This is a genomic window from Rhodococcus sp. C1, from assembly GCF_020809065.1.
Classification (GTDB): domain Bacteria; phylum Actinomycetota; class Actinomycetes; order Mycobacteriales; family Mycobacteriaceae; genus Rhodococcus_F; species Rhodococcus_F qingshengii.
Window position 1 is genome coordinate 5,445,562 of sequence record NZ_CP078080.1, and the last position, 15,001, is coordinate 5,460,562.

Genomic DNA, 15,001 nt, shown 5'->3' on the forward strand with positions numbered 1-15,001 from the left:
TGCTGTGCGCCTTTATTAACCGCCGGGGGTTAATAAAGGCGCACAGCAGTAGCTCACACCACCACGTTGTGAAAATCGATCTCTGCGGCCAGCATGCCCGAGAACCACCGATCCAGGTCCTCGTCGCTCACTGACTTCGGCATGGCGTCCACTTCGCACGCCAGCACCGCCACCTGAGACACGAACGGCGGAGCGACATGCATGTCCACCCAGTCCTGCAACGCTGGTTCGCGATCTACCTTCACTGCCGCCGCCTCCCGGCACCACGACAGATACAGGGTTTCCGCGGCGTACATGCCCACCAGCGCCGCCGCCCTGCCCTCTTCGCGAGCGAGGGCCAAGGCGTGCGTGGACAGCACGGCCGACTCCTCGACCAGCGCCGCTGCGTCACCCTCGTACGGGAAGCGGGAACGCAAGTGCGCGAAATACTCGCGCTGCTCGCCCACCAGGTTCGACATCGACGTCACGTGGTCGAGCGCGTCGTCGAGCGTCGGGGATTCGGCGACCACCAACCCCAACACCTTGACGGCCGTCAGTACAAATGCCTCTTCGATCACGAGGTACCGGCGGAATCCCTCATCACTCAACGTCCCGCCGATGGTGTCCTCGATGAATGGAACCGCCCGCGCGGCAGCGAGATTACTCTGCTGCCGCGCGAGCAGGTCTGAGGAGCGACTCATTCGCCGGCGACCCAACTGATCAAGCCGTCGAACAGGTCGGTGTATCCGGGCCACTGCTCACAGAACTCCGGCGGAGCCCAGTGCGGCGAGCAGTCCGAGGTGAAGACGATCGACCGTCCGGCGCCGTATTCACCGGCAGCGACAAGCGGATCGCCGTTGATGGTGGCGGGAACCACGGCACCGTCCTTCGCGACGACGCGGTTGTATCCCAGGAGCGCCGGCCAGGAATCGCCGGCACCACCGAGAGCCGGGTGAGCAGCATCGACGACGGTGGGAACGATCCCAGCCGGTGTCTCGACGCGATCGTCTTCGGCCAGCATCGTCACGGGCAGTACCTCGGCGATCGCGGTCTGGCGGAAAGCTGCTCGCGCCTGGAACCCGGAGAACGAGAGGTAACCACCGATCATCATCAGTGAGCCGCCGGCGTTCACCCAGTCACGAAGCGCGACAAGGCGATCCTCGCCGGCGCGGAACTGGTCGAACACGCCGGGAGCCAGCTGCAGCGAGTTCGCTCCGATGTCGGAGAGAACGACGACGTCGAACTGCGACAGTGCTTCTGCGGTACCGGGGAACTGCGTCGGCACCAGGTGTGCGGGCATGTGTGTCACGTCGTGGCCACGTGAGGTGAGCGCATCCCGAAGCGGGCCGACTCCCTCGACGTAGGAATGGACACTGAACTCGTCGACGCCCTTGACGTGCGTCGACGTCGTCATCCAGCTCTCGCCGGCGATCAGTACTCGTTTACCCATGACTGCTTCTGTTTCCTTTCGCGGCCTGCTCGAAGAGCGACCTCGGGTTGTCTCGCATCAATGCGGACACTTGCTGGGGATCTACGCCTGCGCGCACCAATCGGGCGGCGAAGGCGAGTGGTACGTAGGAGAATCCGTTTCCGCCGTGCTTTCTGAGCATTGATTTGAGGAAGAGGTCGTGACTGAGCAGGAGCTGTGATGCGTGACCGGAGGTGACCAATCCGGCTACCGCAGTGGCTGTTTCCGCCGGATGCGGAGAAAGACCCTCGCCGGGGAAATCGAAAGGCATCCCGATCATGTCGAACTCGAGAAAGACACCGCGGTCGGCGAGCGATCGTTGGTAGTCGGCGTCGTGTCCGGACGGGTCCATGTGGCACAGGACCATTGCTTGCGGATCGACGCCCATCTCGTCGACCACGATGTCGACGACGTGATGTCCCACGCGCTGCCAGCCCGGAAGGTGGACGAACAGGGGCACGTCCACCTCGCGCTGGGCGATGCATGCCGCCCGCAACGCTTTCGCCTCGTTCTGAGTGAAGAGCGGGGAGACTCCGATCTCCCCGATCACGCCAGGAGCCAATTCCTTTGCCGGATCGAACTCCTCGACGAGCGAACCTGCCAGATCGTCGACACCGAGTTCGTGGACCTCGACCGGATGGGTCGTCTCGAGGTACCACCCTGAACCCATGATCACTCGCACGTCTGACTTTCGCGAGAACTCCGCCAGCTTCTCCGGTGCCCGGCCCAGTCCCGGCGGTGTCAGATCGACGATCGTCCGACCACCGAGGCGGGCGAAGTCCGCAAGGTCTTCCACCACGGCCGATCCGTCGTCGACTCGACAATTGTCGAGACTGTAATACGGATTGTCGTGAAGAAGCCAGGCATCCTCGGCGCGTACCGGACCGGCCAACCGCTGTGCCACAACCGGATCCGGGGCCTCGGTGTACGCACCGGTGACGTCGTTGTGCAGATGTTCGTGTGGGAGAACCAGTCCGAGTTCCGAGCTGTCCACAGTTCCCGTGACAGTACGAACCTTGCTCATGAGCGTGCGGGCCCCGACGGTGCGGACTGCAGGTGTCGCCACAGCGCGCTCAGCGTGTGTCCGCGCATGTTGATCCAGATGGCCAGTAGCAGAACGACACCGGTGATGATCGGCGTCAGGAACGGGCTCACGCCGAGCAGGGTCAATCCGTTGGCGATGATTCCGGTCAGGACGGCGCCGATGACGGTACCGATCACGGTGCCGCGACCGCCGAAGAGATTGGTGCCACCGAGAACCACCGCGGTGATCACGGTGAGCTCGAATCCCGTTGCGGAGTTGGCCGAACCCGAGCCCAGTCGAGCCGCGATCAGCAGTCCCGCGATGCCGGCAGCCAGGCCGGTGAAGACGAGCGTCATCATGAGCACACGACGCGTGTTGACACCGGACCGTCGTACGGATTCGACGTTGGAACCGATACCGGTGACGTAGCGCCCGAAGCGCATGCGGTTGAGCGCAATTGCTCCGATGACCACGACGACGAGAGCAATCCAGGCGCTGGCGGAGAACCCGAGGAATTCCGAAGTTCCGAGCTTCGCGAAGTAGGTGTCGGCCGGAACCGGAACGGAGAATCCTTCGGTCCGATACAGCGCGATACCGCGAATGACGGACATCGTCGCCAGGGTCACGATGAACGGCGGAATACCCTGATAGGCAGCGAGCCATCCGTTGACCAGGCCCCAGGCCGCACCCATCACCGGGGCGGCGACGAAGACCAGGGACGAATCGACGCCGGCCTGGATAAGCTCGGCACTCATCGCCGCGACGAACGCGACGATCGCACCGACGGACAGGTCGATCTGACCTGCCGTGATCACGAAAGTCATCGCCACCGCGATGATCAGAACCGGAGCGATCTGGGTTGCCAGGTTCGACAGGTTCGTAAATGTCAGGAACGACGACGTGGTCGCCGAGAAGACGGCTGCGACAGCAACTGTCACCGCCAGCATCGCGAGGGTGGGCTTGTTGACGCTGTCCCACAAGGAGGGTTTCGCGGCGAGCTTGCGCTCGATCGGCGCCTGGGTCTTCTCGAGAGTGGTCATGCCGTGGCTCCCTGTGTTGCTGCCGATGTCCGTTGCGGCACCGGAGTTCGAGTGATGAGTCCGACGAGGGACTCGATGTTGAGGTCGCCGATCGGAACGTCGTCGACACTCTGCCCCTCGTACATGACCGTGATTCGGTCACACACGCGGAACAGGTCCTGCAGGCGGTGTGTCACGAGAATGACGCCCACGCCGGCCGCTGCGACGTCCGTGATCAGCTTGAGCACCGACTCGACCTCGGCGACGGCAAGCGCTGCGGTGGGCTCGTCGAGGATCAGTACGTCTGGGCGGAAGGAGACTGCGCGGGCGATCGCGACGGTTTGCCGCTGTCCGCCGGACAGTTGCCCGATCTCCTGGTAGGTCGACTTCACCTTGACATGCAGGTCGGCAAGAATGTGAGCCGCCTTCTCGTGCATGGCATGCCGGTCGAGGAAGGGGCCTTTTCGCGGTTCTCTGCCGAGGAACAGGTTGCTGGCGACGTCCAGCGTGTCGCACAGAGCCAGATCCTGGTAGACGATTCCGATCTTTTTCTGCTGCGCGTCGAGAGGCGTCGAAAAGCGCACTGGTTCACCGTTGACGCGCATTTCGCCGCCGTCGTGCTGAACCGCACCGGCGAGAATCTTCATCAGAGTGGACTTACCGGCGCCGTTGTCGCCGACCACTCCGAGTACTTCACCCTTCGCCAGCCGAAGGTCCACTCCTTGAAGGGACTTCACCGGTCCGTACGACTTGGTGATGCCCGAGAGTTCGATCAGTGGAGGTGCCATGATTACTTCTCCAAGTAGTACATGTAGTCGGCCACGTTCTCCGGGGTCACGATCTGGGTGGGAACCGGGATGTTTGCCGGAGCGCCGCGTCCGCAAGCCAGGTCGATTGCCGAATTCATTGCCTCATGGCCGAATTCGAAGGTGTTCTGCTGGACCACGCCTTTAAGCCAACCGGCTTTGAGTCCGCCTACCGCCTGATCCGAAAGATCCCAACCGACTGCTTCGATGCGATCCTGCGCCTTCTGACTGTTGACCGCCGCGACGAGACCGATCAGTGCCGGCTCACCGGTTGCGTAGACGTACTTCATGTCGCCACCGCCGGTCAGCAGGTTCTCCGCTGCGGTCTGTGCGTTCTCCTGAATGTTACGTCCGTCCACGACGGTGCCGACGGTCATTCCGCGGCCGGTCACGGTCTCCGTGAAGCCCTTCTGCCGCTCCAACTGGACAGTGCTGTTGAGCGCGCCGACGATACCGACCGTTCCGGTGTTGTTCGCGACGTCGGCCAAGGTGTTTCCGATCTTGGCACCGCCCTCGGCGTTGGCCGTACCGACCTGAGTCGACAGTGCCGGATCGTCGATGGTCGCGTCGACCGCGACGACGGGGATGCCCGCGTTCTTGGCCTTGACCACCGACGGCTTGATTCCGTCCGTGTCGATTGCATCGACGATGATCGCGTCGACTCCGGCGGCGATCAGATTGTCGAAGGCGTTGGCCTGCGCGACGGAATCGTCGTTGCCGCTGATGATCTGCAGGTCGACGCCTGCCTTGTCCGCGACGTTCTTCGCGGCATTGTTGATCTGGTTGAAGTACAGCGCCTGGAGGTTGATGGTCACCAGACCGACCTTGAGCTTGCCGTTCGTCCCGTCACAGCTTTCGGCGACCCGGGTCGGCTGCGGGATGGACGAGCCCCCCGATGCGTCCTTCGAGTCACTCGACGAAGCCGAGTCACAAGCGGTGAGCGTGAGCGCGACTGCAGCTCCCAGAGCCAGAGGCAATGCACGTTTCATCATCGAGTCTCCAAAAGGGTATGAGGGGTCAATGTTGCTGTGAAGCTGTCCAATTCATCTCGGGTTGGGCATCCGCGGGGGCCTGCGGTGGCGCAAGCCAATGCAGCCGATGCCCCGGCGAGTCGTGCGGCGTCCACCGGTGAGCGCCCGGCGTCGACAAAAGCGATGTACGTACCGCCGAAGCAATCACCGGCCCCGACTGCATCGACGACGTCGACCGCGACTGCCGGTTCGCTCGTCACCTCGCCGTCCGGTGTGGCCAGTGTCCAACCTCGCGAGCCGTCGGTCACCAGCAGGTGGGTGTGGTGCTCGGCGGCCAGAGTCTGCCACTGGTCGAAACCGATCCCGAACTCGCCTTCCCACAGGGCACGCCCTACGACGACGTGGTCGGCCAGAGCGAACGCGCGCAGTGCCGCGGCTTTGTTTTCACAACCGTCCAGATCGATTACCAGACTTACGCTTCCCGGTAATTCATCCGGGAGGAAGACCGCACGGTATCCGTCGAGGAACAGCCGTCCACCGCCGGCAGCCGCCAATCGGGTGACGACAACTCCGATGCGTTCGGCATCGTTCGGGTCGTCCTGGCTGATGATGGAGCGATCGCCGTCCTGCGCGATGAGAACAACTGCCGTCGACAGGAACGCATCTCGCGGCGACCAACTGGTGTCGACGCCATCTGCCTCGAGGGCTTCGAGAAACTCGGTGGACCGCGCGTCCGGGCCCACGGCACCGGCAAAGATCACTTGCGCGCCCATTCTGGCCGCGGATACCGCAGCATTTGCATTCATTCCACCGTCGATCTGACTGATGGCCGTTGCCTGAACGCGCTCACCGAGTACCGGTACGTGTGGGACATGTACCGTCACATCGTTGTTGGCGTATCCACAAAAGACAATCATGGTTACTTTCCTGCGGCCCGGGACAGTTCGCGGACCTTCTCGCCTGCGACCCGTCCCCACCAGCGTCCATTGTCCTTCACCGAGGATGCAACTATCGCGCCGTCGCATTCCTTCATCAGCGCTGCGACATTGGCAGCCGTGATGCCGGAGCCGATGATCACCGGAAGAACGGTGTTGTCTCGGATCACGGAAACCTCGTCGACCGAAGCGGCGTCACCGGTGCGCGAACCCGTCGCGATCAGAACATCTGCGTCGAAGAACTCGGCGTCTTCGGTCTGTTCCGCGACAGTGCGGTCCGCGACAATGGCATGCGCACCGTGTTTGACGTGCACGTCAGCGAAGATCCGGACCGGGTCGGCGCCGATGCGATGGCGGAAGCGCGTCGTCTTGGCCGCCTGACCCTCGATGAATCCCTCATTGGCAATGTAGGCATTTGCCCACTGATTGACACGCACAAAACTCGCGCCTGCCGCCCACGCTGCGGCCACTCCGCACTCGCCGGCGTTGGACAGGATGCTGACGCCGACCGCCTTGCCGAACTCACCGACCACCGCTGCCGTGATGACTCCCATGCTGGCGGCGGTTTCGTATCCGTGTTCGCCGGGCTTGAGGAACGGTATGTCCCAGTGATTTTCGACGATCACACCGTCGAAACCGTTGTCGACATACGCGTGTGCTTCCTCGACGGCGAAGCGAGCAATTTCCGAAACCGGCTGCCCGGTGTAGTGCGGGCTGCCCGGCAGGGCCGGGAGGTGAATGGCCCCGATGAGAGCTGGCGTGCCGGTGAACATCTCTGCCAGCGCCGAGGGCTTGGGCGGAAAGACTCCGAGCGGTGATGCGGTCACTTCAGCTACCCCATTCCATGCGCAAGATTTGCGCTGTATGTCGATGCACAAGATCTGCACACGATGTAATCGATTGCCGTGATGAATTAGCAGGTTATGCGATCAACACCGGGTTGTGTCAAGGATTTCACAATTCGAATTTGTAAACGATTGCCTCAATCGCGTTACATGCGGGACACTGGACCGTGCGGTTCGATAACCTCGGACCCGAATCGAGCAGAAAACGGGGGACGCATGCGCAAGGCGACCATTCGCGATGTCGCGGAACTGGCCGGGGTGTCGACGGCCACCGTGTCGCGGGCACTGTCCGGATCCCGCCCTGTCTCGGACGAGCTTGCAGCGACGATCAAACGAGCCGCGGACTCTCTCGGATACTCGGGAAACATCATCGCCAGCTCACTGCGTCGTAATCGGACGGACACTGTCGGAATGGTGGTTCCGAGTATCGCGAACCCCTTCTTCACTTCGCTGGTGGTCAACGTCGAACACGTCCTCGCTCGGCGCGGACTACAACTGTTCCTGTGCGATTCTCGTTCCGATCCCGACGTGGAAGCGCAGCGACTCAAGTCGCTCGTCTCCCGGCAAGTGGACGGAATCATCATCAGCCCGTGCCACGGCGAACTGAGTGCCGAGGCCGTCCGAGCCAGCGCGGCAACGCTTCCGGTCGTTCAACTGGACCGGTTTGCAATGGATACCCAGACGGACTGGGTCGGCGTCGACGACGACGCCGCTCAATCCCTGGTGATGGAGCATCTGTCGGAGCGTGGCGCGCAATCAGCCGCCTTCATCAGTTCCGAGCTGACCAATTCGTCAACAGAACTTCGCCGGGCCGGCTTCTTCCGCCACGCGGATCGAATGGGCATCGAAACTCGTGACGAGTGGACACAACTCGGCGAGTACTCGATCGAGTGGGGGCGCACGGCATCCAACATCATCCTGACCGGCAAAACTCGCCCCGACGCCCTGGTCTGCGCCGACGACTTGATCGCACTTGGCGTGTTGCAGACGTGTCACACATTGGGCATCGACGTTCCCGGCGACGTTCTGGTCACCGGTTTCGACAACATCCCATTCTCCGAATTGTGCAACCCGCCGTTGACCACCGTCGGGCAGCCGCAGGAAAGAATCGCGGAAGAAGCTGTGCGACTTCTGGATCAGGCGATGAACAACTCTTCCGAGTCGACAGCCCACATCGCGCTTGCTCCTGAACTGATTGTCCGTCAGTCCACCGTCGGCCAAGCGGCGGCAACCGCACCGTAAGCAGCGATCGCATCGTCCAGTTCGGAAACCTTGACGCTTTCGTTGGCCGCATGCATCAGCGAGGGAGTGCCAGGGCCCCAGATCACGACGGGAGCACCAGGGGCGGCGGCGGCCAGTACCGAAGCGTCGGTGAAGTACGAAACCGGTTCGGTTGCAACAGGGATAGGCAGGGTGGCCAACCACGGATCCGACGCGTCGGTACGCACACCTCCCAGATGAATCGACGTCTCCACCGAGTCGACTTCTGGTTGGGCTCGCCACCACGCGAGCAGGTCGGCGCCGTCTCCCACCGTGCGGTGATCGATCACCGCACGTGCACTGTCCGGCACGATGTTCGGAGCCGAACCCCCGCCGACCAAGCCGAGGTTCCAGGTTTCGGCACCCAGAAACGCGTCGGACGACAGCGGAAGCTCACGCCGGGCTCGGTCGACGACGTCAAGCAGTTTGAGGACGGCGTTGGTTCCTCGCTGCGGCGTACTCCCGTGCGCGGCTTTTCCTTTGACGGACACTTCGAGCCACAGTGCGCCGCGGTGCCCCAGGTTGATGCGATTGCCGGTCGCCTCGGGAACGATGACGGCCCCGACCTCGAGATTCGCAACGGCGTCGGCCGAACGAACAGCCCCGAGCGATCCGATTTCCTCGTCGCTCGTCAGCAACAGCGCGACCGGGACTCCACGTTCGAAAGCGTCGACAACCGCGGCAGTAGCGGCAACAAGGCCGGCCTTCATATCCGATGTCCCTCTGCCGAGGAACAATTCGCCGTCGACCTGTGCGGCATACGGATCGAACTCCCAGTCGGAGACAGTGCCCACCGGCACCGTGTCCACGTGGCAGGCGAACAGGAGTCTGGCTGCCGAGGGTGCAGCTTCGTTGGTGATCAAGGCCCAGGGATGATTGCCGGTCAGGTCTGACTCCACCTTCGCCTGTGGCGCACGTGAGAGAACCAACGAGACAATCGAATCCATCGCCCGCCGTTGAGGAGCGGCCTCCCCCGAGACCGTGTCGAGAGCTACCAGTTCCGAGAGAAGTCCGAGGGAATCCATGTACCTATTCTTGCACTGCCACGGGATCAGTGCGCTGCCAGCTGGGCGATGACGACGTAATTGTCGTCGGTCGACTCTCCCTCGACGACATCACAATTGGCGAGGATCAGCCGTCCCGGAACCGATTCGCGCAACTCGTGAGCGCCCAGCAGCGAACCTTTGTGCAGCGGCCCGACTGTTTCGACGTCGTACTCGAGTGCGCCGTTCGGTGTACCCAGGAGAATTCGATCGCCCGGCTCCACTACCCGGAGCGCCCGGAACGGTGCTTCGCGAGTGGTGTAGTTGTGGCCGACCACGACAACTGTTTGTGTGGTCGATGTTCCCGGCATTCCGCTTTCACCCCACCACACCGGCAGTTCGTCGACAGGATTCAGTTGCTGCCCACTCTCGCCGCCGCGCATCAGCTTCTCCGAGTGCAACGGACTGCTCAGGTACGTGACCCCGGACGCAGACCTCAACTCGATCCGCTCGGGTTCTGCCGGATCGACGGTCACCGAAGCCGGTGCAGCCGCGATATGCGACTGCACCGGCGAGCGGTCTGGTAGCGATCCTGCGTTCTCGCCCGAACATCCGGATGCGAGGAGGGCGAGGATCGCTACCGCCGAGAGGCCGGCGCTACGCAGACGTGTTGCCCGGGCCGTCATGACGCTTGCGACGAACAACCACCGTCGTAGCTGCTGCGGCGGCAGCGCCGACGACTCCGACGCCGATCAATACAGCCGGCAGGTTGGAGTTGCTGCTACCGCTGGTGCTGCTGCTTGCGGTGTCGCCGAGAGCAAGATCGACCGGGGGCAGGCTTCCAGCGAGTGCCGGATCGCCGTCGGCGTCGGTGACGTAGTAGTCGACGACGTCGAAGGCTCCCTTGTTGTTGTAGTAGCCGACCAGCTTGACGCCGGTCTTGTTCACTACAGCGGTGGTCTCGTCGACCTTCGTGACTCCGGAGCCGTCGTCGGTGTGCTCACCGATGATCACCTCACCGCCGACGCCTGTTCCGTTGTCGATCTCCTTCTCGCCCTTTGCCTTGAGCTCGTCGACGATCTTCTGCGCTGCATCCGCTTCAGCCTTTGCGGCAGCTGCGGCGGCCTGAGCTTCCTTGGCCTTTGCTGCTGCGGCGTCGGCCGCCGCCTTCGCGTCTTCGGCGGCCAGGTAGAGATCCTGCGCCTTCTTACTCGCTGCTTCGGCAGCTTCGGCCTTCTTGGCGGCTTCGGCAGCCTTTTCGTCGGCGATTGCTCGCTTGTCGGTGGCCGCCTCCCCTGCAGCATCGGCCTCGGCCTGCGCCGTCTCCGCGGCCTTCTGTGCAGCGGCAGCGTCCTTCTGTGCGGAAGCTGCGGTAGCTGCCGCTTCATCTGCGGCCTTACGGGCGGCGGTGGCAGCTTCTACCTCGGTGGCGGCTGCGGACTCGGCTGCCTTGGCGGTGGTTTCGGCGGCGGTGGCCACCTTCTGAGTTTCCTTGACGGTGATCGCGAGCTGCTTGGCATTCCAAGCTGCGGCCAACGCCTGAGCCTTAGCGACGGCTGCCTTCGCGAAATCCCAGTTCTTGAAGGCTTCCTCGGCTTCCTTGTTCTTGTCCGCTACCAGTTTGGCGTTTGCATCCGCGGCAGCCTTCGCCTCATCGGCCTTGGCCTGCAGAGCATTAGCCTCGGCGCGCGCCTTTGCTGCCTCTTCGGTCTTGGGCCCCGAACCGGCGGCCTTCGCAGCCTCCTCGAGTTCAGCAGCCTTGGCTGCAGCCGCGTCGGCTTCTGCCTGAGCTGTTTTTGCTACCTCTTTCGCATCGGCCGCCGCGGACTCCGCAACCTTGGCTGCCTCTTCGGCTTCCTTGGCAGACTGTTCCGCGGCCCCGGCCTCCGCCTTGGCCTTGGTCGATTCGACCGCCGCCTTGGTTGCCTCGACGCTCGCCTGGGTCATTGCCTCGGTCGCCTTCACCGAAGTGTCTGTCGCTGCGGACGAGTCGACCCCTGCCGTCGCGGCTGCTTCGGCGGCCTTCGCTGCCGCGTCGGCAGCTGCCTTGGCTTTTGCTTCGGCTTCCGCCAGTGCTGCAGCGTCCGTACCAGCGGTTTCGGCACTTCCCGTGCCCGCGACCCCGGCTTCAACCTTCTCCGGCGTGGTCTCGGTGCTCGTCGCCGCGTCGGCGTCGGTGGTGGCAGCTGCCTCTTCCTCGGCACAGGTCACCAGCGGATCAGCGCTCGGGGTACACACGGTTTCCGGCTCTGCCGATGCAATTCCCGTGCCGCCCACCGCCAATCCGAGAGCTAGTACGGCACCGGCGGCCGCAGAGCGGACCCTCCGAGAATGGGCGATGGACTTCTCCGACATAGCGCTCAACCTTTCGGCCTTCTTTACGAAGACGGCAATTCCGGCGTGGACAGCCTTTACTTCGTCGGCTGACTTCCAGACGTTACGACCGGTCGGTCCGAAAAATTGAGAGCTGCTGCTCTACCCGCAGGAATCAGGACCGCGGAACGCGCCCCATCAGGTAGAACTCCGGATTGGGCAGCATGCCGGAGAAACTCGCCATGCGATTGCTGAGCCCGAAGAATGCAGTGATCGCGGCGATGTCCCACGCGTCCTCGTCGCCGAAGCCGTGCACACGAAGGGCGTCGAAGTCGGCGTCGGCGATTTCGTGCGAGGCGGAGTTCACCTTGGTGGCGAAGTCGAGCATCGCGCGCTGACGATCGGAGATTTCTGCGGTGCGATAGTTGACCGCAACCTGGTCGGCAACCAGCGGCTTCTTCTCGTAGATACGCAGAATTGCGCCGTGCGCGACAACGCAGTACGTACATTTGTTGACCGCAGAGATCGTGGTGACGATCATTTCTCGATCACCCTTGGTGAGTGCGGAATCTTCCTTGAGCATGATCGCGTCGTGGTATGCGAAGAATGCCCGGAACTCGGCTGGGCGCCGAGCGAACATCAGGAAGACGTTGGGCACGAACCCCGACTTCTCCTGGATCTCGAGAATCTTGGCGGCGATGTCCTCGGGCACCTCGGTCAATTCAGCCTGCGGAAAACGGGTGCTCACTGTGCCTCCTGGTCAGCCATCGATGTTCGATTCAAGATAATGATGATTAACTGAGTTGTCCAGATGCATTTCCTGCCCTACTTTTTCGGGCACGGATAGTCGGGTACGGCCCAAGCGATCTGCGTAGCGTGAAACCCGTGAACAGGAAGACACGATGATCGACGGACTGAACCGCGCGCTCGACTACATCGAAAGCAATCTGAGCGGCGAGATCGAGACAGCCGAGATGGCAAGGCTGGCAACCACCTCGGAGTATCACTTTCGGAGGATGTTCTCGGCCCTGGCTGGCATTCCCGTATCCGAATACATCCGTCGACGTCGACTCACCCTGGCTGGTCCCGAGTTGTCCGTCAGCAGATCAGGAGTGTTGGAGACCGCCGTGAAGTACGGCTACTCGTCCGCGGAAGCCTTCACACGAGCGTTCACCGCATTTCACGGCGTGAGCCCCGGCGCGGTCACACGCGCTCCCGCCGTTCTCAAATCCCAACAGAAACTTGCCATTCACGTGACACTGGAAGGAGCCACACCGATGGACTACATGCTTGTGGACAAACCTGCCCTGACGGTAGTCGGGTTCAAGACCCGGGTTCCATTGGTTCACGAAGGTCCCAATTCTGCGATCGAAGATTTCACCCACTCCGTGGACAAGGTTGCGTTGCGAGGGTTGCGCGAGCTCTCCGATCAGGACCCGGCGGGAATCGTCAGTGTCGTCGACAATTTGGCGCATCCCAGAACCGAAGGCACAGAACTGGATTACTACCTGGGAGTGGTCACCGGCAAACCTTCACCCACGGGTTTCGATGTGCTGACGGTCGACGCACACACGTGGGCCGTCTTCACCGCCGACGGGTCGGAAATCGAATCTGTGCAGTATTTGTGGCGAGATATCTACACGGAATGGTTCCCTGCCAACCCTTTTCGCTCCGTACCTGGTCCCGAGATCATGCGTACCGAATACAACGACGATTTCACCGTCGCACGGTTCGAGCTCTGGATTCCGGTCGAGAGCGAGCTGAGCGACGTCGGGGCGTAAAACAGCCGCCAGGTCGGATGGAAGTCACGACCCGGCGGCTGAGCCATCAGATGAAACAGACTGTCAAAGAATCAGTTTCGCTCCGGTAGCAGCAACCACGTCCTCGACGCTGATGCCCGGCGCCGTCTCCACCAGGCGGAGACCGTCGTCAGTCACGTCGATCACGGCCATGTCGGTGATGATTCGCTGGACGCAGCCCTTACCGGTCAGCGGAAGCGAGCACTCCTCGACGATCTTGTGCTCACCCTTCTTCGAGACGTGCTCCATCATCACGATGACGCGCTTTGCGCCGTGGACCAGATCCATCGCGCCGCCCATGCCTTTGACCATGTGGCCAGGGATCATCCAGTTCGCGAGGTCTCCGGTGGCACTGACCTGCATGGCACCGAGCACGGCAACGTCGACCTGGCCGCCGCGGATCATGCCGAACGACGCTGAGGAGTCGAAGAACGACGCACCGGGGAGAACGGTGATGGTCTCCTTGCCCGCATTGATCAGCTCGGGATCGAGTTCGTCCTCGGTCGGGTACGGCCCCACGCCCAGAACGCCGTTCTCCGAGTGCAATACAACGGTGATATCGGTCGGGAGGTAGTTCGGAACCAGCGTCGGCATACCGATGCCGAGGTTCACGTACTGCCCGTCCTCGAGTTCGCGCGCGACGCGGGCCGCCATCTCTTCGCGGGTAAGTTTGGTGGGTAGTACAGAAGTCATGCTCGTACCGTCCGATTCTCGATGCCGACCGTCACGGGGCCGACGTGGACAACACGCTGAACGTGAATGCCCGGCGTGTGGATCTCGGCGGGGTCGAGCTCACCCGGCTCTACGAGGTGCTCGACCTGCGCAATGGTGATGCGCCCCGACGTTGCTGCAGCCGGATTGAAGTTCTGGGTACTCGCGCGGTAGACGAGGTTGCCATGCCGGTCACCTTTCCAGGCATGGACCAGTGCATAGTCGGCGACGATGCCGCGCTCCATCACGTAGGTGACGCCGTCGAAGTCACGAGTTTCCTTGGGCGGACTGGCAACTGCGATGCCGCCGCTGCCGTCGTAACGCAGTGGCAGGCCGCCGTCGGCGACCTGGGTGCCGACGCCGGCCGGGGTGAAGAACGCGGGGATGCCCGCTCCCCCGGCGCGCATGCGCTCGGCGAGCGTGCCCTGCGGCGTGAGTTCTACTTCCAGCTCACCAGAAAGGTACTGACGCGCGAACTCCTTGTTGGAGCCGACGTACGAGCTGACAGTACGACGGATACGCCCCTTCTCCAGAAGCACTCCGAGCCCGAACCCGTCGGTGCCGCAGTTGTTGCTCACCGTTTCGAGTGATGTCGCGCCCTGCTCGAGGAGCGCATCGATGAGGATTTCCGGCACTCCGACGAGCCCGAAACCTCCGACAGCGATCGTGACGCCGTCCGGCACGTCGGCGACGGCCTCGGCAGCAGTGGGAATGACTTTGTCCATCATGTCGATCACAGTAGCGCGACCCGTACGTATTGTGAACCCCCGTCCGCATAACGAACATTTTTCGCCCCCGGCATTGCCTGGGTCACATCTACGAACTATTCTGTTCGCAGAGCGCAACACATGTACACATTGCGAACAACTTCACGTAACCGAACGACGA

At 62.6% G+C, this 15,001-nt stretch carries 16 protein-coding genes; 2 read left to right on the forward strand and 14 right to left on the reverse strand.

What is annotated here, in order from left to right:
- Positions 1 to 53: 53 nt before the first annotated feature.
- From KTR60_RS25110 to KTR60_RS25145, 8 genes are read right to left on the reverse strand one after another with little or no spacing between them, the layout of a single operon-like run.
- Positions 54 to 680 (reverse strand): TenA family protein, encoded by a 627-nt coding sequence (locus KTR60_RS25110; RefSeq protein WP_228401363.1) that lies wholly within the window; start codon positions 678 to 680, stop codon positions 54 to 56.
- Positions 677 to 1,429, reverse strand: a complete 753-nt coding sequence (locus KTR60_RS25115; protein ID WP_003939869.1) for a glutamine amidotransferase — start codon at positions 1,427 to 1,429, stop codon at positions 677 to 679. Before KTR60_RS25115 ends, KTR60_RS25110 begins: the two co-directional genes overlap by 4 nt.
- Complete coding sequence (locus KTR60_RS25120) at positions 1,422 to 2,513, reverse strand: phosphotriesterase family protein (RefSeq protein WP_228401364.1); 1,092 nt, start codon at positions 2,511 to 2,513, stop codon at positions 1,422 to 1,424. Before KTR60_RS25120 ends, KTR60_RS25115 begins: the two co-directional genes overlap by 8 nt.
- On the reverse strand, positions 2,468 to 3,511 hold the full coding sequence (locus KTR60_RS25125) for an ABC transporter permease (protein ID WP_007730024.1): 1,044 nt from the start codon (positions 3,509 to 3,511) through the stop codon (positions 2,468 to 2,470). The genes KTR60_RS25120 and KTR60_RS25125 overlap by 46 nt, the downstream gene beginning before the upstream one ends.
- Positions 3,508 to 4,278 carry an ATP-binding cassette domain-containing protein gene (locus KTR60_RS25130; protein ID WP_003939830.1) on the reverse strand — a complete coding sequence of 257 codons (771 nt, stop codon included), beginning with the start codon at positions 4,276 to 4,278 and terminating at the stop codon, positions 3,508 to 3,510. The genes KTR60_RS25125 and KTR60_RS25130 overlap by 4 nt, the downstream gene beginning before the upstream one ends.
- Positions 4,279 to 4,280: 2 nt before the next feature.
- On the reverse strand, positions 4,281 to 5,288 hold the full coding sequence (locus KTR60_RS25135) for a substrate-binding domain-containing protein (RefSeq protein ID WP_019745494.1): 1,008 nt from the start codon (positions 5,286 to 5,288) through the stop codon (positions 4,281 to 4,283).
- Complete coding sequence (locus KTR60_RS25140; RefSeq protein WP_050654580.1) at positions 5,285 to 6,184, reverse strand: PfkB family carbohydrate kinase; 900 nt, start codon at positions 6,182 to 6,184, stop codon at positions 5,285 to 5,287. The genes KTR60_RS25135 and KTR60_RS25140 overlap by 4 nt, the downstream gene beginning before the upstream one ends.
- Positions 6,185 to 6,186: 2 nt before the next feature.
- On the reverse strand, positions 6,187 to 7,029 hold the full coding sequence (locus tag KTR60_RS25145; protein ID WP_228401366.1) for a BtpA/SgcQ family protein: 843 nt from the start codon (positions 7,027 to 7,029) through the stop codon (positions 6,187 to 6,189).
- A 234-nt stretch (positions 7,030 to 7,263) separates the two neighbouring features.
- Between KTR60_RS25145 and KTR60_RS25150 the strand changes: the two genes are divergently transcribed.
- Entirely contained in the window at positions 7,264 to 8,289 is a 1,026-nt protein-coding gene (locus KTR60_RS25150; RefSeq protein ID WP_003939717.1) for a LacI family DNA-binding transcriptional regulator, read from the forward strand.
- On the opposite strand, the gene KTR60_RS25155 is transcribed toward KTR60_RS25150, so the two are convergent.
- The 4 genes from KTR60_RS25155 to KTR60_RS25170 form a co-directional block, all read right to left on the reverse strand.
- Positions 8,250 to 9,332, reverse strand: coding sequence for a M20/M25/M40 family metallo-hydrolase (locus KTR60_RS25155; RefSeq protein ID WP_054828142.1), 1,083 nt, complete (start codon positions 9,330 to 9,332; stop codon positions 8,250 to 8,252). The genes KTR60_RS25150 and KTR60_RS25155 overlap by 40 nt on opposite strands.
- A gap of 26 nt (positions 9,333 to 9,358) precedes the next feature.
- Complete coding sequence (locus KTR60_RS25160) at positions 9,359 to 9,976, reverse strand: sortase domain-bontaining protein (RefSeq protein ID WP_054828141.1); 618 nt, start codon at positions 9,974 to 9,976, stop codon at positions 9,359 to 9,361.
- Positions 9,948 to 11,645 carry a hypothetical protein gene (locus tag KTR60_RS25165; protein ID WP_064443676.1) on the reverse strand — a complete coding sequence of 566 codons (1,698 nt, stop codon included), beginning with the start codon at positions 11,643 to 11,645 and terminating at the stop codon, positions 9,948 to 9,950. The genes KTR60_RS25160 and KTR60_RS25165 overlap by 29 nt, the downstream gene beginning before the upstream one ends.
- A gap of 133 nt (positions 11,646 to 11,778) precedes the next feature.
- Entirely contained in the window at positions 11,779 to 12,351 is a 573-nt protein-coding gene (locus tag KTR60_RS25170) for a peroxidase-related enzyme (RefSeq protein WP_228401367.1), read from the reverse strand.
- Positions 12,352 to 12,505: 154 nt separating this feature from the next.
- On the opposite strand from KTR60_RS25170, the gene KTR60_RS25175 reads away from it, so the two are divergent.
- Entirely contained in the window at positions 12,506 to 13,384 is an 879-nt protein-coding gene (locus tag KTR60_RS25175) for an AraC family transcriptional regulator (RefSeq protein WP_228401368.1), read from the forward strand.
- A gap of 63 nt (positions 13,385 to 13,447) precedes the next feature.
- Here KTR60_RS25175 and KTR60_RS25180 read toward each other — a convergent pair whose 3' ends face one another.
- Both KTR60_RS25180 and KTR60_RS25185 read right to left on the reverse strand, forming a co-directional pair.
- A complete protein-coding gene (locus KTR60_RS25180) occupies positions 13,448 to 14,095 on the reverse strand; it encodes a CoA transferase subunit B (RefSeq protein WP_007730017.1) in 648 nt (215 codons plus the stop codon).
- Entirely contained in the window at positions 14,092 to 14,838 is a 747-nt protein-coding gene (locus tag KTR60_RS25185; protein WP_030536554.1) for a CoA transferase subunit A, read from the reverse strand. Before KTR60_RS25185 ends, KTR60_RS25180 begins: the two co-directional genes overlap by 4 nt.
- Between the last annotated feature and the right edge of the window lie 163 nt (positions 14,839 to 15,001).